General features: G+C 23.2%; 16 protein-coding genes. All 16 read right to left on the reverse strand.

Annotated elements, in window-relative coordinates:
• Positions 1–16: 16 nt before the first annotated feature.
• The 16 genes from GJT87_RS01865 to thrA all read right to left on the reverse strand — a co-directional run bounded on the left by GJT87_RS01865 (position 17) and on the right by thrA (position 19,585).
• Complete coding sequence (locus GJT87_RS01865) at positions 17–1,264, reverse strand: NADH-quinone oxidoreductase subunit N (protein WP_168895709.1); 1,248 nt, start codon at positions 1,262–1,264, stop codon at positions 17–19.
• Between the two features lie 293 nt (positions 1,265–1,557).
• Positions 1,558–3,048, reverse strand: coding sequence for an NADH-quinone oxidoreductase subunit M (gene nuoM / locus GJT87_RS01870; protein ID WP_168895710.1), 1,491 nt, complete (start codon positions 3,046–3,048; stop codon positions 1,558–1,560).
• 24 nt (positions 3,049–3,072) lie between these two features.
• Positions 3,073–4,956: an NADH-quinone oxidoreductase subunit L gene (locus tag GJT87_RS01875; protein ID WP_168895711.1), complete on the reverse strand. Its 1,884-nt coding sequence runs from the start codon at positions 4,954–4,956 to the stop codon at positions 3,073–3,075.
• Complete coding sequence (gene nuoK / locus GJT87_RS01880; RefSeq protein WP_168895712.1) at positions 4,953–5,255, reverse strand: NADH-quinone oxidoreductase subunit NuoK; 303 nt, start codon at positions 5,253–5,255, stop codon at positions 4,953–4,955. Before nuoK ends, GJT87_RS01875 begins: the two co-directional genes overlap by 4 nt.
• Positions 5,256–5,282: 27 nt before the next feature.
• A complete protein-coding gene (locus GJT87_RS01885) occupies positions 5,283–5,783 on the reverse strand; it encodes an NADH-quinone oxidoreductase subunit J (protein ID WP_168895713.1) in 501 nt (166 codons plus the stop codon).
• A 27-nt stretch (positions 5,784–5,810) separates the two neighbouring features.
• Positions 5,811–6,353: an NADH-quinone oxidoreductase subunit NuoI gene (gene nuoI / locus GJT87_RS01890; RefSeq protein WP_168895714.1), complete on the reverse strand. Its 543-nt coding sequence runs from the start codon at positions 6,351–6,353 to the stop codon at positions 5,811–5,813.
• A gap of 29 nt (positions 6,354–6,382) precedes the next feature.
• Entirely contained in the window at positions 6,383–7,351 is a 969-nt protein-coding gene (gene nuoH / locus GJT87_RS01895) for an NADH-quinone oxidoreductase subunit NuoH (RefSeq protein WP_168895715.1), read from the reverse strand.
• A complete protein-coding gene (gene nuoG / locus GJT87_RS01900) occupies positions 7,348–10,050 on the reverse strand; it encodes an NADH-quinone oxidoreductase subunit NuoG (RefSeq protein WP_168895716.1) in 2,703 nt (900 codons plus the stop codon). Before nuoG ends, nuoH begins: the two co-directional genes overlap by 4 nt.
• Positions 10,051–10,135: 85 nt before the next feature.
• The gene (gene nuoF, locus GJT87_RS01905) at positions 10,136–11,428 is read right to left on the reverse strand and encodes an NADH-quinone oxidoreductase subunit NuoF (RefSeq protein WP_246213247.1); all 1,293 of its coding nucleotides are present in this window, start codon (positions 11,426–11,428) and stop codon (positions 10,136–10,138) included.
• A complete protein-coding gene (gene nuoE, locus GJT87_RS01910; RefSeq protein ID WP_168895717.1) occupies positions 11,421–11,921 on the reverse strand; it encodes an NADH-quinone oxidoreductase subunit NuoE in 501 nt (166 codons plus the stop codon). The genes nuoF and nuoE overlap by 8 nt, the downstream gene beginning before the upstream one ends.
• 9 nt (positions 11,922–11,930) lie before the next feature.
• The gene (nuoC, locus tag GJT87_RS01915) at positions 11,931–13,742 is read right to left on the reverse strand and encodes an NADH-quinone oxidoreductase subunit C/D (RefSeq protein WP_168895718.1); all 1,812 of its coding nucleotides are present in this window, start codon (positions 13,740–13,742) and stop codon (positions 11,931–11,933) included.
• Between the two features lie 51 nt (positions 13,743–13,793).
• Complete coding sequence (locus GJT87_RS01920) at positions 13,794–14,444, reverse strand: NuoB/complex I 20 kDa subunit family protein (RefSeq protein ID WP_168895719.1); 651 nt, start codon at positions 14,442–14,444, stop codon at positions 13,794–13,796.
• 6 nt (positions 14,445–14,450) lie between these two features.
• Positions 14,451–14,822, reverse strand: a complete 372-nt coding sequence (ndhC, locus tag GJT87_RS01925; RefSeq protein WP_168895720.1) for an NADH-quinone oxidoreductase subunit A — start codon at positions 14,820–14,822, stop codon at positions 14,451–14,453.
• 32 nt (positions 14,823–14,854) lie between these two features.
• On the reverse strand, positions 14,855–16,162 hold the full coding sequence (gene thrC, locus GJT87_RS01930) for a threonine synthase (RefSeq protein ID WP_168895721.1): 1,308 nt from the start codon (positions 16,160–16,162) through the stop codon (positions 14,855–14,857).
• Entirely contained in the window at positions 16,159–17,091 is a 933-nt protein-coding gene (gene thrB, locus GJT87_RS01935; protein WP_168895722.1) for a homoserine kinase, read from the reverse strand. The genes thrC and thrB overlap by 4 nt, the downstream gene beginning before the upstream one ends.
• 16 nt (positions 17,092–17,107) lie before the next feature.
• The gene (thrA, locus tag GJT87_RS01940; RefSeq protein ID WP_168895723.1) at positions 17,108–19,585 is read right to left on the reverse strand and encodes a bifunctional aspartate kinase/homoserine dehydrogenase I; all 2,478 of its coding nucleotides are present in this window, start codon (positions 19,583–19,585) and stop codon (positions 17,108–17,110) included.
• Positions 19,586–19,615 lie beyond the last annotated feature (30 nt).

Raw genomic sequence — 19,615 nt, forward strand, 5'->3', positions numbered from 1 at the left:
ATTCACATTATATATATTATATATTGAAATCTAATATTTTATATACAATGTGTATTATACACGTAGGATATATACCGAATAATAGTGTACATATTGTAATCAATATTAATATAATATTTATATAAAAAATGTTATTTTGTTGTATGTTATAATTTATAACATATAATGTTGATGGTTTTAAATATAAAGTAATAATTATACGTAAATAATAATATAAACTTATAACACTTCCTAATATTAAAAAAATTACTAAATACCATAGTTTTATATACAGTCCTAATAATATAATATAAAATTTTGCAATGAATCCTATTGTTATGGGCAGCCCTGCTAAAGATAATAACATTATTGTTAAAACAAAAGTATATAATGGTTTATACCAAAATAATCCTCTATAATTATAGAGACAATCTTGATCATTAATATTATTAGGATAAGAATGTAAATATATAATACTAAATACACCTATATTATTTAATATATAACTAATAACATATATGCTTAATGCAGTTAGCGTTAAAAAAGTATTTTGAGGATATTTTATATGATAAATAAATATAATTAACATATAACCTATATGTGCTATTGAAGCATATCCCAATAAACGTTTAATATTATTTTGTTTCATCGCCATTAAATTACCAAAAATAATAGATAGTATGGATATACTAAGTAATATGTTCGATATAATAAATTTATTAATTTTTGTTAGATGAAATAATATTAATAGCTTATATAAACATATAAGAAAAGTTGATTTACTGAATGTTGATAAAAACATACTAATTAATGACGGCGATCCCTCATAAATATCTGGAGTCCATAAATGGAAAGGTACTAAAGACAATTTAAATCCTAAACTAAATAATATAAAAGATAGACCAATAATATATAAATGTATATTTTGAGTATTTAACTTATACAATATATAATATTTTATATAGATAAAATTTAAAGTGCCACAATCTATATAAATTAGTGCAATACCAAATATGAGAAATGCAGAGGTTATGCTAGATAATATAAGATATTTTATGCTTGCTTCCAGAGATTTTTTATAACATATGTTATATATAATAAGTCCAACAAAAGGTATGGAAATTAACTCAAAACCTATAAGAAAAACAATAAAATTATTTGCATAACTATTTATCATGCCTCCTAAAGAAATAATTAATATTAATAAATAAAATTCATCTTTATTATAAGGTAAATTTTTTAACCAAGAAAATACTATTAAACATGTAATAACACTAATTATCATTAGTATTATGGCATAAAAACAATAAAAATTGTTATATAAAAATAAATTATTATGTAATAATTGTATGTTTGTATAAAACTGCAAATATATTGAACTTAAAATAGTTGTTATTAAACCCATTACGGTAATCAAACAACTGATAAAAATATTACGTTTAATAATAATATTAATACATAAAATAATTATTGTTATTATTAATATAGCGAACGGTATAATAGATATCATAAAATTTATCATCAAATATTATTAAATTAGTTAAAATATTATTTTTAAAAAATATATCTTGTATATTATTAATGAGCATAAATATTATTAATAATATTATAAGAAAGATTTAAAATAGGTTGAGGATAAAAACCTATAATAAGTGTTAATGAACATAATATAAACATGATAATTTTTTCTCTTAAAAATATTTTATATATTTTTTTTTGTTGAATTATACATGTTCCAAAAAATATTTTTTGCATCATATTTAAAGAATAAATACTTGCAAATAATAGACCTGAAGTTGCTATAGTAACAGCAATTGGATATTTGCCAAAAGCACCTAATAAAATTAAAAATTCTCCTATAAAATTCCCTGTGCCCGGAATTCCTAAACTAGCTAAACAAAAAAATAAAAAATAAGCTGGCAAAACACCCATTTTATTCCATAAACCACCCATATATGTGATATTACGAGTTTTTAAACGTTCATATATTTGACCACATAAAATAAATTGTGCTGAAGCAGTTATGCCATGAGAGATCATTTGTATAATAATTCCTTGATAAGATATTTTATTATGACTATAAATACCTATTAAAATAAATCCCATATGTGCAATAGATGTATAAGCAATAATTCTTTTTATATCAATTTGAACACATGCCATGCAAGAACCATAAATAATGCCTATTATTCCTAATATAATGGGAAATAGAGCAAAATGTAAGGAAGAATAAGGACATAAAGGCAAAACAAAACGTAATAAACCATATGCTGCAGTTTTTAATAATATGCCTGCTAAATCTACAGATCCAGCAGTTGGCGCTTGACTATGCGCATCTGGCAACCATCCATGTAGTGGTACAATAGGCATTTTAACAGCAAAAGCAATAAAAAAACATATCATAATTATATATTCCATAAATAATGATTTTGGTGTATATAATAAATCATTATACTCAAATGTTAGTTGTCCCGTATTTTGTTGATGTATAATAACTAATAATATAATAGCAATTATTAAAAAAAAACCACCTGTTTGTGTATATATAAAAAATTTTGTTGCTGCTTTTATACGACTTAAATAATTAATAGCATTATGTCCCCATAAAGATATAAGAAAATACATAGGTATCAACATAATTTCCCAAAATAAAAAAAATAAAAACATATCTGAAGATAAAAACACACCAATAACACCACTTAAAATCCATAATAAATTTAAATGAAATAAGCCATGTAATTTATTTATTTCATTCCACGAACATAATACAGCTACCGTACCTAACAACCCTGTTAACATGGTCATTATTAATGATAATCCATCTAACGACAAATGGAAAAAAATTCCTAAATGCGGCATCCAAGACCGAATAAAATCATTATCCCATATGTGATACTGGTCATATACAGGAGGATGATAATATGTAAATAATTTTATTAATGTCGTAATAAATACTATACTAATAGTAATTAAAGAAAACCAACGTGGACATTTATAATTAATTTTTTCACTTTGCCAACAAATAAATCCACCTAAAAATGGGATCAAGATTAACCAAGGTAATAACATAGTATGTCCCTAAAAATATTTATATTATTTCAGTAATATTTTATTTATCATAATGAATAATAATATAATAATATTACCAGCATACATAAAAGATATATAATAACAAATATTACCATTTTGGTTTTTTAGTAATATATCACTAATTTTATATAAAACATTTATCGTTATATCAATATATTTCGTAATTGGATCATTTTTTATATACAAAAGAATCTTCAAAAAATGATAGACTATAATTTTTTGATAGAACACATCTATATAACAACCATGTAAAAAAAATTTTTTTATAAAGTATATTTTTTTTATTAAATTATTTTTAGAATATTGATATATTTTTTGTTGATATTTACTATATAACATATATGACATAAAACCACTTAATATAATAATTAATGATATGAATTCTAATATATGATATGAAAAATCATTTTTTATAAAATTTTGTTGCGGATGAATAATATTTGTATTTAACGGCAAAAATATTTTACTAATTCCAGTAGTTAGTATAGTTAATATAGTCAATGGAAAATAATATGTAAATGAATATTTTAATTTAGAATAATGTTTGATATGATTATTAGTATTATGGAAAATTATATAAAACATTCTAGTTGTATATAATGATGTTATAAAACTACCACATAAACCCAATATAGTCAAATAGAGATGATTATGTATATAAGCTTCGTATAAAATTTTCTCTTTTGTAAAACCACTTAATGTTATTATAGGTATTGATGTTAATGATATACTACCCCATAAAAAAATATAGTATAAATGATATAAGTGTTTTTTTAAACCTTGCATATAAAATATATTTTGTTCATTACAACAAAACATAATAATAGATGCAGCGCATAAAAATAATAATGCTTTAAAAAAAGCATGTGCTATAATATGAAAGATAGCTGCATTCCACGAGCATATGCCTAATGCTAAAAACATATACCCTAATTGACTCATAGTAGAATAAGCTAATATATATTTAATATTAGTTTGGACTAAAGCACAACAACCAGATAATAATAATGTTATTATGCCAATTATACTAATATATGTTAGTATACTATTAGAAAATATAAATATAATATTATTACGTAATATTAAATATATTCCTGCAGTTACCATAGTTGCTGCATGAATTAAAGCAGATGCTGGTGTAGGTCCTGCCATAGCATTGATTAACCAAGTATTTAAAGGATACTGAACAGACTTGCCTATCGCACCAATTAATAATGTTATAGCAATAAATTTTAAATGATATGTATTATAGTACATATATGATGATGTAATTAACATAATAATTTTATGAAAATTAAAGGTTCGGAAAATATAAAAAATATACATCATACTAATCACTAAAAAAATATCACTAAATCTAGTAATTAAAAAAGTTTTAATTGCAGAGTATCCATTAGATTTATTACGATAAAAAAATCCTATTAATAAATAGGAACATATTCCTACTCCTTCCCAACCAAAAAACATTATTAATAAATTATCCGCTAAAACTAATAATAACATACTAATCATAAATAAATTAGTGTAGATTAAAAATCTAACATATTCATTTTTTTTATATTGATATATATACCATATAGAATATATATGTATTAATAATCCTACACCTAAAGTAACAAATAACATACTTATCGTTAACATATCTATATTTAAATTTAAATTAACATTTAAATAATCAATATTGATAATATTCCATAAATGCTGATTATATGTAATATAATGATGTTTTATAAAAGAATAACTATTAATTATGGTAATAATAAAACTTAAACCAATAGATCCTGTACTAATTATTGCAATATATTTTTTACTTAAAAAATCAGCACAACAAAGTAATATTATAAAACTAATAATAGGAATTAAAATAATTAAATAAAGTAATTTCATCCATTTAACTCACTAATTGAATTAATATTCATTGTATGTTTACGATAATATAATAACATTAATAATGTTAATCCTATACAGCTTTCAATAGCAGAAATACTGATAGATAATATATACATTATTTCGCCTTCTATTTGTTGCCAATAATTACCTGCTATAATACATGTGAATGCGGCTATATTTAGCATAATTTCCGTTAAAATTAAAATATATAAAATATGCTGCCTAATAATTAAGCCAGTAAAACTAATTATAAATATAATGAGTAGTATTACTAATATATAATATAAAGAGATCATATGTTTTTTACGTATAAAATGATAACATTATTTATTAAGATTATTACCTATATGATTAACAATTACAATGCCAGATAAAAGGACTATTGAAATTAATTCGACAATAATATTATATTTGCTAAATAAATTAACACCAAGATGAGTTAAATCGTTAATATGATAAACTAAATATTTATTATTATATTCTTGAAAAATTATAATACACAAACTCATTATAAATATTATAGCCATAAATAATAATAGACAAAGTAAATAAGGCTTTGTTAGTAATGTTTGTTTTTCAAATACAATATTATTTTTATAATTACATAACATAATAATAAAAATAAATAATATGGCAATAGCACCAGTATAAATAATGATTTCTATTGAACCAATAAAAAAATTACCTAAAACAAATAACATTCCAGCTATAGAAAATAATATAGCTAAAAAATACAATAATGTATTAATAGCATTCATGCTAAAAATAATAAATATAGTAAATAGAATTGGCATCATACTTAAAATATAAAAAAATATTTTCATTATAAAACCTTTTTTATATTATATCTTTTATGGCAATAAACTTTTTACATCAATAAAATTATCTGGTATAATCTTTTTATTAGTTTTATTATGTATTTTGACACCAGATACACTGTAATAATCATAATCAGGATATTTGCCTACATTATTTATTAATAAGTGCTTTTTTTGATATATTAATGTTTTTCGATCAAATTCACATAATTCAAAATCTGGAATTAATTGTATAGCTCCTGTAGGACAAGCTTCTTCACAAAAACCACAAAAAATACATCTAGATAGATTAATATTAAAAAATTTTGGATAAGATCTGTTTGTAATAGGATTAATAGCTCTTTTTAAAGATATACAACCTACAGGACAAACAACTGCACATAAATTACATGCTACACAACGTTCATTATTATTTTTATCACAAGTTAATATTATTCTACCTCTATATCGAGGTGATAAATATACTTTTTGTTCAGGATACATTATAGTTTCTCTCTTTTTAAAGAGATTATTAAAAACTATCAAAATACTATTTAATTGACTCCAAATATTTATAAAAAATTTTTTTATCTTCATAAATTTTTATGCTTGTAAAATAACTTGTTTTATATGAATATAACACATGCAGTTATCATAAGATTAATTAATGTTATAGGCAAACAGATAAACCAACCAAAAAACATCATTTGATCATAACGAGGTCGTGGTAATGATGCACGTATTAAAAAAAATAATATAATAAAACATATGGTTTTTAATAAATACCATATTATACCTGGTAAAATAGGTCCTAACCATCCTCCAAAAAATAAAATTACTATTAAAGAAGATAAAACTATAATATTAATATATTCACCAACAAAAAATAATCCAAATTTCATACCAGAATATTCAATATGATATCCATCAGCTAATTCTTGTTCTGATTCCGGTTGATCAAAAGGATGCCTATGATTTAATGCTAAACTTGATATAAAAAAAGTTATAAAGCCTAAACATTGAGGTATAATATTCCAACAATGTTGTTGATATAATACTATATTATATAAGTCAAATGAACCTGTTTGACAGACAATACCCATTAAAGATAATCCTAAAAATACTTCATAACTTAAAACTTGTGCTATTCCTCTAATAGATCCTAGCAAAGCATATTTGTTATTACTAGATAATCCTGCAAATAATATAGCATAAATAGAAATACTAGCCATCATTAAAAAAAATAAGATTCCTATATTTAAAGGATATATAATTATTTTTTTCGTTAAAGGCAATATAGCAAATATTGTTAAAATTACATTAAAAGTGATTAATGGGGCAATATTAAATAATATTTTATTAGTAACAAATTTAGGTACCCAATCTTCTTTAAATAAAATTTTAATCATATCTGCAAATACTTGTAAACTTCCTTGCCAGCCTACTCTATTAGGACCATAACGATTTTGGAAACATGCTAAAATACGTCTTTCTATAAAACTAAGAAAAGCGCCACTAACTAGTAATATTACTAATATTAATAATGTTTTTAAGAAAGTTATATTTTGTATTATGTATAAACTATTATTTTTCATTGTCTTAATATCCTGATATGATCAATAGTTTTATATAAAAAACATAAAGGTATTGTTGGTATTCCTAATGGTAAACTAATTAAACCAGGATGTAACTTATCTGAAATTTTAACATTTAAAATAAAATAATTATTCAAGCAATATAATTCAATTATATTATTATCATGGATGTTTAAAAAGGCAGCATCTTTACGACTAAAAATAGCATAATGTATATTATGATGTTTTTGTATTAATAATGATTTTTGTATTAAGTCATTACTAAAAAATAAAGTACAATATGTAACAATTATTAATTTATGTTGTGGAATAAACTTTTTAGGTATTTGAATAGATTGTATATGTATATTTAAATTATTAATGTTAATTTTTTGTTTTACTAATGCTTTATCCTGAATATTATCTATATGTTTGTGTAATTTATATAGCGATTGTATAGAGTTCCAACCAGGCAACCATGTATATGCCATGTGGAGACAATGTTCCGAGCTATTACCTTCCATAGAAAAATTAAACATAGTATCCGTATCATTTGGTTGTATAGGTTCATGAATATTTTTATGTGCTAACATAGAAGTTCTACCACTATATCTTATTAGTGATCTCGCAAATTTATTATCATATTTTCTATAATTTGATGCAGGAGCAGCATATTTAATATTGTATAATACAGGGATAGATGATATACATTGATTTATTATGTCATCTAAAATTATTTTTTTAGATATATTATGTATTATATTATTAATACAAGATAACCATTTCCAACTAGCTTGTCTTTGATTATTAATATTATAATAAGTTGGTTTATATACTTGGAAAAATCTTTGTGCTCTACATTCATTATTAATAACTGTACCACTACTTTCTATAAAATTTGTTACAGGCAACATTATGGTAGCTTTTTTTGTAGTACTGTTATAAACATGATCTAATACAACTATATTAGGTATATTCTTTAAAAATTGATCTATTTTAGCTTTTTCTTCATAAAAATATAAATCGTTTTCCATAATAATCATTGTATCTATTGGATATGTTATTTGAAAAATATTTTCTAATGGTTGTCCTTGTATTAAATTTATACCCATACTGTTTACTGTATATAAAGTCATAAAAAAACCTACATGTAAGTTTTTTTTATATAAAGTTTGTAATAATAAATATGTTGCATGTAATAATTCAATATTGCTTGTATTAGTTCCTGTAATAAATAAACATTTTTTAGCATTTAATAATATAGATGTTATAGCAATAATTTTGTTATATATTGTTTTATCAGTAATATGTTGATCAAATCTTTTATGATTTATATAAAATAATAATGCATGTATAAATCTTGCTTGATTTTCTAATGGAGCATAATAATTCCATGTAGCAATATCGTCTAAATGCGTATGATCTATATTAGTAATAATTAAAGGATTGTGTTTATCTGAAGATACATTTTTTAGCGCATTACTATGCCAAGAAGGAATTTTAGTTGCTAAATTTTTATAGCTATTTTGGATGGCTTGTCTTACTGATAATGCTACACGAGGATTAGTTACACTAATATCTTCTCCAATAATCATGATAGTATCATATGTTTCTATCTCAGATAATGTAGGAAAAAAAATATTTTTATTTTTTAAAATATTAATATAATAATTTATTTGTTGTTGTTCATGTAATAATATTCCTGTAAAAAAATTATGTTCTCCAACTAATTTTTTTAATGTGAAATTACTTTCAATACTAGCTCTAGGAGACCCCACACCAATTATTTTTTTAGATTTCATAATAATATTTGCTATATTATTCATTATAATGTTATTATCACAAATAACATTATTTTTATTATTATTCATAATAATATTTGTAGGTCGATTTACTAAATTTATATAACCATAACCAAAACGTCCTTTATCACATAAAAAATAATGATTGATATATTTATTATATCTATTTTGTATATTTGCTAAAAAACTATAACGTTCACCAATATGTAAATTACATCCTAAAGAACAATGCTGACAAATACTAGGAGCATATTGCAAATCCCATTTACGTGCATAATGTTTTGCATAAGTTTTATCAGTAAAAACACCTGTAGGACATACTTCTAGTAAATTACCTGAAAAAAAATTTTTTAATACTCCATCTTTAAATCTGCCAAAATAAATATTATTATTAGCACCAAAAACATTTAAATCAGTACCATGTGCATAATCTTTATAAAAGCGTGTACAACGATAACATTTAATACAACGATTCATATTATGTGCTATAAAAGGTCCTAAATACTGATTTTTGTATGTTTTTTTTTCAAATATGTATCTTCGTTTGATATGATTAGACATTACTGTCATGTCCTGTAAATGGCAACTACCTCCTTCATCACAAACTGGACAATCATGAGGATGATTAATCATCATAAATTCAATTATACTTTTACGAAATTGTTTAACTTCAATATCATTGATAAAAAAACAAGATCCTTCGATAGGGACGGTCATACAAGACATTATAATATGTCCTGTTTTATCATATATATTATCATGTTGTTTAATTGCACATTGTCTACATGTACCCACACTACCTAAACGTGGATGCCAACAAAAATATGGTACGTTATATCCAAGAGATAAACATATTTCTAATAAATTATCTTTTTTATTAACGTTATAACATTTACCTTCTATATTAATAGTAACCATAAAACATATATTCCATCATTTTAAATTATTCATTATTAATTTAATTTACATTTACATTAATTATTTTATATACTATCTTTTAATTTTATTTTAATATTCCTTCGTTAAATTCATTTAAAAAATATTTTAGTGCACTTTGTAATGGGGCAATAGCGCCAGGAGCAAAAGTACAAAAAGTTTTACCATTAATTAATTGATTACTAATATCTTGTAATAATATTACATCTTTTGTAGAACCTTGTTTTTTTTCCAAAACATTTAATATTTTAACAATCCATGGTAATCCTTCTCTACACGGAGTACATAATCCACAAGATTCTCTAGCAAAAAAAATTTCTATATTTTTTAATAAAGATACCATATTAATATGGTGATCTACTAACATAGCAATACCTGTACCTAATCTGCTGCCAGCATTACTTATATGTTTGTAATCCATGGGCGTATTTAAATGTTCTGGAGTTAAAAATGCTGTACCAGCACCTCCTGGTTGCCAGGCTTTAAATTTATAACCTTTTTTTATTCCTTTAGCATACTGTTCAAAAACAATATTTGCAGGTGTTCCTAATGGCAATTCCCATAATCCAGGATTATTCACATTGCCAGAAAAACCTAATAACTTAGTACCACTATCATATTTACTTTTTGATATATCTTTATACCATTTTGCTCCGTACAAAATAATTCCATTAATATTACAAATAGTTTCTACATTATTAACACAGGTAGGTTTACCCCATAAACCTATTGTTGCTGGATAAGGTGGTTTAAATCTAGGATTTGCGCGTTTCCCTTCTAATGAATTAATTAATGCTGTTTCTTCTCCACAAATATATCTTCCAGCTCCTGTATGTAAAATTAATTTAAAATTAAAATTAGTTTTACATATATTATTGCCTAATATACCAAAATCACGTGCTTCTTGCAGAGCAATAGTCAAAATATGTGCACATTTAATATATTCACCTCTTAAAAAGATATATCCTATATTAGCTTGTATAGCATATGCACTAATAATTATTCCTTCAATTAATTGGTGTGGTAAAGTTTCTATTAAAAAACGATCTTTATATGTACCAGGTTCCATTTCATCTGCATTACATATAAAATAACGATTATCATATGGACTATTTTTTTTCGGTATTAAACTCCATTTAACGCCAGTTGAATATCCACCACCACCTCGACCTTTTAATCCAGATAATATTATTAATTGAATAATCTCTTCAGGGGTCATAGTTGTTAATGCTTTTGTACAAGCTTTATAACCATCTTGTTGTATATATTTTTTTAAAAAAATGGTTTGCTGTGTATTTTTAATACGCCATGTTAATGGATAATTTTCCGGATTATAATTATTCATATTAGTATTATTCATACATATATTTATCCAATATAATATTAATACTTTTAATTGTAATATTAGTATAGACACATTCATTAATCATAATAACAGGACTATTATTACAATGTCCTAAACAACATATAGGTAACAAAGTAAATCTATTATCTATAGAAGTTTGACCTATATTAATATGTAATTTTTTTTTTATATGTTGTAATATTGGTTTATAATTTTTAATATAACATACAACACTATCACAATATTTAATAACATACTTACCAACAGGATATCTAAATATTTGGCTATAAAAAGTAGCAATGCTTTCTATTTCAGAAATATCTAATTTTAATATGTGTGCAATAATATTCATATTGTGTTCAGAAACCCAACCATATTTTTTTTGGCATAATATTAATATTTCAATAATAGCAGCTTTACGACATTCATAATTTTTAATAATATTATTAATTATCTTAATATCTTGATTATTTAATAAGTTTTTTATATTTGTTTTATTTGTATTCATAATTATATATTAACGATCTACATCAGACATAACAAAATCAATACTCCCTAAATAAGTAATTAAATCTGATATTAAACTACCATTAATAACATTAGGTATTTGTTGTAAATGAGGAAAACTAGGTGTTCTAATTCGTGTACGATAACTAGTAGTATTATTATCACTAATTAAATAATAACTATTAATTCCTTTAGTAGCTTCAATCATCTGAATAGCTTCATTGGCTGGTATTAATGGTCCCCAAGATACTTGTATAAAATGATTAATTAAATTTTCTATATTATATAACATGTTTTTACGCATTGGTGGCGTTGTTAAAGGATGTTCAACTTTATAAGGGCCTTCAGGCATATAATTCAAACATTGTGTTAAAATACGTAAACTTTGCCATATTTCTTCTACTTTTAATAAAACTCTTGAATAACAATCACTAACATGTCCGATAGGTACATCAAAATCAAAATTTTCATATCCAGAATATGGACGTTGTTTCCTAATATCGAAATTGATACCAGTAGCTCTTAATCCAGCACCAGTCACTCCCCAAGAAATTGCTTCTTTTTTATGATATACAGCAATATTTTTAGATCGAGAGATTAAAATACTATTTTTTAAAGCAACGTCTTGATATATTTTAATTCTTTTAGGTAACCAAATTAATAATTTCTTTAATAAAATATTCCACCCTTTAGGTAAATCATTAGCTAAACCACCTATTCTAAACCATGCAGGATGCATTCTGGCTCCTGTAATTGCTTCTATAATATCATATATTTTTTGTCTATCAGTAAATGCTAAAAAAATAGGTGTCATCGCTCCTACATCTTGTATAAAAGTAGATAAATATAACAAATGACTATTAATACGAAACAATTCAGATAACATTATTCTAATAACTTGTATTCTAGTTGTAACAGTAATATTAGCTAATTTCTCTACTGCTAGAATATACGCCATTTCGTTGACACAGCCACCTAAATACTCAATTCTATCTGTATATGGGATGTAAGTATGCCATGTTTGTCTTTCTGCAATTTTTTCAGCACCTCGATGATGATATCCTATATCAGGAATACAATTAATAATTTTTTCTCCAGATAATTGTAATATAATTCTAAAAACACCATGCACTGAAGGATGATTAGGACCTAAATTTAAAAACATATAATCATAATTATTATTTTTAATAGATAAACCCCATTCATGAGGATCAAATTGTGTATTTTGGATATTTATAGCATGTTGTTCTTTAGTGAAGTTATGAATATTTTTCTCTGTAGCTCTACTAGGATATTCTTTACGTAAAGGATATCCATCATTCCAGTTATTAGGTAATAAAAGATGTTTTAAATTAGGATGATGCATAAAATATATTCCAAACATTTCCCAAATTTCTCTTTCATACCAGTTTGCATTGCAGAAATAAGATGTAATTGTATGTATATATAGTTTTTTTTGTTTTAAAGGTACTTTTAACAGTATATCAGCATTTCTTTCTATAGAAATAAAATGATAAAATAAAGAAAAATCCATTTTTTTTGTAAAAGATATACAAAATTTATTTTTATGTAATCTTTCATCAATACCATGCATATCATATAACATATTATATGGATGATATATTTTACATAAAATTTTTATAAAATCAATTATTTGTTTTGGTTTTATCCAAATAGATAATGGTATATGATTATCATGTTGTATTATAAAGTTATTAGGGCCTAAATTATTTGTTAATATATGTATAATAAATTGTGTATTTTTATCTTTAATATTTTTATTTAAATTGAAGTTGTGTTGTAAAACAGTAGTATCACACATACATAAAACATCTCTGTTGTTATTTATTACGAATTATAATTTTGAATAATGTTAAATTTCATTTATTGAACGAAATTTTATATTTTTTATATTATTAATATTAGATGTTTTTATTTTGTTTTTATAAATTTTTTGATCACCAATTATCCATGATAATGGTCGTTTTTCAGAACTAATAGCTTTTTGTAATAATAATAAAGCCTGAATATATGCTTCAGGTCTTGGTGGACATCCTGGTATATAAACATCTACAGGTAAAAATTTATCTACACCTTGCACAACAGAATATATATCATACATACCTCCTGAATTAGCACATGAACCCATTGAAATAACCCATTTTGGTTCTAACATTTGATCATATAATCTTTGTATAATAGGTACCATTTTTAAAAAACAAGTACCAGCTATAACTATAAAATCAGCTTGTCTTGGAGAAGTACGAAAAACTTCTGAACCAAAACGCGCAATATCATTAATAGAAGTAAAGGAAGTAGTCATTTCTACATAACAACAAGATAAGCCAAAATTATATGGCCATAAAGAATTTTTTCTTCCCCAATTAATAATATTATGAGTAATTTCACTTAATTTACCCAGAAATATGTTATTATTAACTGTTTCTTTTTGAAAATTATCATTTTTATTTTTTTGTTGTATAAAATACTGATCATTATTAATACTTTTCAAGTTGTTACCCATAACATTTTAATTAGATTTTAAATGTTTATAAAAATTAAAAATATTCATTTTAAATAAATATAATAAACTTAGTAATATCGTTATTATAAATAATAATCCTGTAATTAATCCTTCTATTCGTATCATTTTAATACTTATAGCCCATGTATACAAATACAATGATTCAATATCAAAAATAACGAAAAATATTGCTATTAAAAAAAAATTAATTGTCATTTTAATATGGGTATCCTGATAAGATGCAGCACCAGATTCAAATGGAATATTTTTATCAATGCCATATGAACGACCTCCTAAATAATAAGAAATAAATAACATAAAACTACTAATAAAAATAGCAAAACTCGTAAATAAAACCAAATTATTTAATTTTATCATAGTTAATACTTTAATTAAAAATTATTTACATATTAAATTTTTATATTTTTTTTTAAAAAATTTTTAAACACATTAAAATTATTGGGTAAAACATGGTTTTGATTATCTTTTTTAAAATAATATAATAACACATCTGGTAATAATACTTTATATTTTAAAAGCTGTAATATATATTTTTGAAATTTAGCGGGATGTGCTGTACCTAAAAAGATATTAAAAGTATCATTAGTGCCATGCTTATATTGTAATGCACTAAAACCAACTGCTGCATGAGGTTCTGAAATATATTTATATTGTTGATATAATCTTTTGATATTTTTAGATGTTACATAATCTGTAATAGAATAAGCTTCTAATTTATTAATCGGATAATGATTATCATTAAAAATTTTTAATATTCTTGGCCAATTATTAGGTATACTAACATCCATGGCATTAGATAATGTTGATAATGTTTGTTGAGGTTTCCAATCACCATGTTGTAAATATTTAACAACTGTATCATTAATATTAGTTGCTGCAATAATATTATATATTGGTAAGCCCATGTTTTTTGCTATTAAACCTGCAGTTAAATTACCAAAATTACCACTAGGTACAGATACAATAATTTTTTTAGATTCGGAATATTTTGATGCTTGTTTATATAATTCAAAATAATAACAAATTTGTGCTAATAAACGACTTATATTAATTGAATTAGCAGAATTTAGATTAAATATATTATTTAATTCTTTATCACTAAAAGCTTTTTTAATTAATTTTTGACAATCATCAAAATCACCTTCTATGGCAATTGAAGTAATATTATTCTTTAATGTACAAAATAATTTTTTTTGTAAAGAAGTAATTTTTTTATATGGATATAAAATAATCACTTCAATATTAGGTATTTTATAAAAAGCATGTGCAACAGCAGCTCCAGTATCACCTGAAGTAGCTGTTAAGATTATTATCTTTTCATTATGATAAAAATAATGCAATATTTGTGCCATAAAACGAACGCCAAAATCTTTAAAAGATAAAGTTGGGCCATGGAATAGTTCAAAACAAGCAAGGTTATTATTTAATAATTGTAATTTTAATGGGAAATTAAATGCTTTTTTAATAATAATTTTTAAATCTTTTAAAGCTAGTATTTTATTGTCTATAAAACAAGATAGTATTTTGCTACTGCAAGTTATAAAATCATCTTGCATTAATAATTTATACATTATTTTATCATCTAATTTTGGTATAGTATGTGGAAAAAATAACCCTTGATTACGACCTAATCCTATTTTTAATGCTTCCATAAAATTAACTTTATGTGTTATATCATTAAGATTTATAAACATCATATTTTCTCCATTATTTGAGTACCTACTTTATTAATTGTACAAATATATACAAATCCTTTATGATTCTGAATATAATATTTTTTGAGCCACATCACCATATCTTGTGCGTTATGTAAATGATTAAAAATACAAAATATAGTAGGTCCAGAACCTGCAATACCATAATTTAAAGCACCTAATTGTTTAGCTTTATTTTTAACTTTATTAAAATTAGGGATAATATTTTTTCTATATGGTTCTGCAATATGATCCTTTAATAATTTTGCTGCTAATATTTCATTTTGTATATGACTAGCATGTATAAAACCAGATAAATATTGGCTATGTTGTATACATGTTTCTAATGTATATGTATTAGGTAAAATTTTTCTTGAATTATATGTAGATAAAGAAATGCCAGGATATGCTATAACCCATAACCAATTAGAAAAAATAGGAATATCTTGGATGCTAATATGTTTCATAGATAATATTAATTTCATGCCACCTAAATAGCACGGAATAATATTATCATAATGTATGTTACCAGAAAATAGGCCTTCTAATTCTCCCATTAAAATTATTAATTCTGTATTAGTTAAAGGATACTCACAAAATATGTTCATAGCTTTAAGAAAAGATACTATAGAACATGCGCTAGAACCTAATCCAGAAGCTACAGGAACATTTTTTTCTAATAAAACTTTAACAGGTATGGTTTTATTAATTTTATCACAAAATTTTAGCCAACAATGAAAAATAATATTTTCATTGTCTTCTGGCAAATCTTGTATAAATAAACCTGTTTTCATTAAAGTAAATGTTTTATGAGGTATAATAGTAACGTAATCACCTAATATACCATTATCTAATCTAGTTAATGCGATACCTAACGAATCAAAACCAACATTAATATTACCAATAGATGCAGGAGAATAAATTTTTATCATTGTTAAAATCACTTATTTATAAAATATTAATACGTAATAGATCTGTTAAAATACCTGCAGCAGTAACATTATTACCCGCGCCATAACCTTTTAATACTAAAGGTAATGGTTGATAATAATTAGTATAAAAAATAAAGGCATTTTCACCATTTTTAATATTATATAGCGGATGTGTTATATCTATTGCCATAGTTTTTACACTACATAATCCTTTTGCATCAATACTGCCAATATATCGTAATACTTTATTTTGTTTTTTGGCTTCTTTAACTTTATTACTAAAAATATAATCTATTTCTGATAAATTTTTTAATAATGATAATTTGGTTATATTACTTTGGATTTTATCAAAATTAATAACAGGTTCTGTATGTATGTCTTGTAATTCTAAGTTTAAACCTAATTCTCTTGCTAAAATTAATAATTTTCTTGCGACATCTATGCCAGATAAATCAATATATGGATTAGGTTCAGTAAAACCCATATTTTGAGCTAAACTAACTGCTTGTGATAAAGGCATATTTTCTTCTAACTTGCCAAAAATAAAAGATAATGAACCTGATAAAATACCATAAAATTTTATTATTTTATCACCAGTATGTAATAAATCCTGTAATGTTTTAATAATTGGTAAACCTGCTCCTACATTTGTTTCATAAAAAAAATTTTTTTTTTGTATATATGCAGTATTACGTATTTTTTTGTAAAATTCTAATGTATCTGTATTAGCAATTTTATTTGTTGTAACTACATGTAAACCACAATGAAAAAAATTTATATAATGCTCCACAATAGAACGAGAAGAAGTACAATCTATAATAACAGGATTAGCTAATATATTATTTTGCATACGAGATAAAAAATTTTGTATTGTATATTTAGGTTCATATTGTATATACTCTTCCCAATTATTTAAATCAATACCTTTGTAATTTATAAAAGTATGTTTCGTATTTAAAATGCCACATATTCTAACATTTATTAAATTATTATTTTTTTTTTGTTGTATATGATGAATTTGTTTTAATAAAGTTTTACCAATATTGCCAGTCCCTATGATAAATACGTTTAATATTTTCTCTTTCTTAAATAAAATTTGATGTGCCATATTTAAAATATATTTATCATCCATACTATTTATAACGACCGAAATAACATGTTGTACGTGATTATGTGATATCATTAAAATATTTTTTTTAGTTATTTTAAAAACAGATAGAAAATTATTTAATATATCTATATTTTTATTTATATTTAAACCAATTATAGAAATAATAGACAATTTTGTTTTAACATTTATTCTAATAGTATTAGTTTTTATTTCGGTTTTTAATGTAAAATATAATTGTTCTTGTAGTACAATATAATCTTTATGTAATAAACATAAATTAATAATATTAGGATTATATGTTTGTGTAATAAAAAATATAGTTATATTAGAAGATATCAGAACACTATGAATATTTTTAATTAAAATATTRATATCACTTTGTTTATTAATAATAATATTTATCATCACTATATTTTCTATTTTAGTAATGCCTTTAGGGATATTATCAGTTGAATGATGATTAATAATTGTACCTTGTTTTTGTGGAAACATTATATTTTTTACAACACAAGGAATATTATTAATTAATAAAGGCAAAATAGTTTTATAATGTAAAACTTTAGCGCCTAAATAAGATAAAGTAATAGTTTCTAAATATGATAAATGTTTTAATAAAATAGCATTAGATACCATATTCGGATCTGCTGTATAGATACCATTTACATCTGTCCATATTTCACAATATTTAGCATGCAAGCATGCTGATAAAACAGCTGCAGAATAATCAGAACCATTACGGCCTAACAAAACTATTTCATTTTTTTTATTAATTGCAGAAAAACCTGCCATTAATATAATATTAAAATGTGTAAAATCAATTTTTTTAATATTCTGTATAGATATTGTTAAATCTACTGTAGATTCTAAATAATTACTACTTTCAGCTAATAAAAATTTTTTAGGGGATAAAACATATACTTTATTACATGTCGTTATTAATAATGCTTCCATAATAATAATAGAAAATTGTTCACCCTGTGATAAAATTTTAGCATGTATTTTATTAGAACAATGTCCTGATATCGAAATATAATGAAATAAATATTCTAATTGTGAAAAAACTTTATTAATCTTATCAAGAATATTTTTAACTTTTAAAGTATTTATATTTTTTTTTAAATCTTTTGCAATATTTAAAAGAAAATTCTGCATCATAATAAATTTATCTTGTAAAGGTTTATTTATAATAGCCATATCTATTAATTTTGATAAATTATTTGTGATATTAGCTGGTGCAGATAATACAATAGCCAATTTATTATTTTGTAATTTTGTAAGAATAATGTTTTTAACTAACAAAATTTTTTTTGCATTTTCTAATGATGTTCCGCCAAATTTCAATACACGCATTTCATTATCTTCCATCCTATATTTATATGACATAAAATTTATTAAAAACAAACTTAGCATATG

It is taken from the genome of Enterobacteriaceae endosymbiont of Macroplea mutica (genome assembly GCF_012571345.1).
In the GTDB taxonomy this organism is placed as follows: Bacteria; Pseudomonadota; Gammaproteobacteria; order Enterobacterales; family Enterobacteriaceae.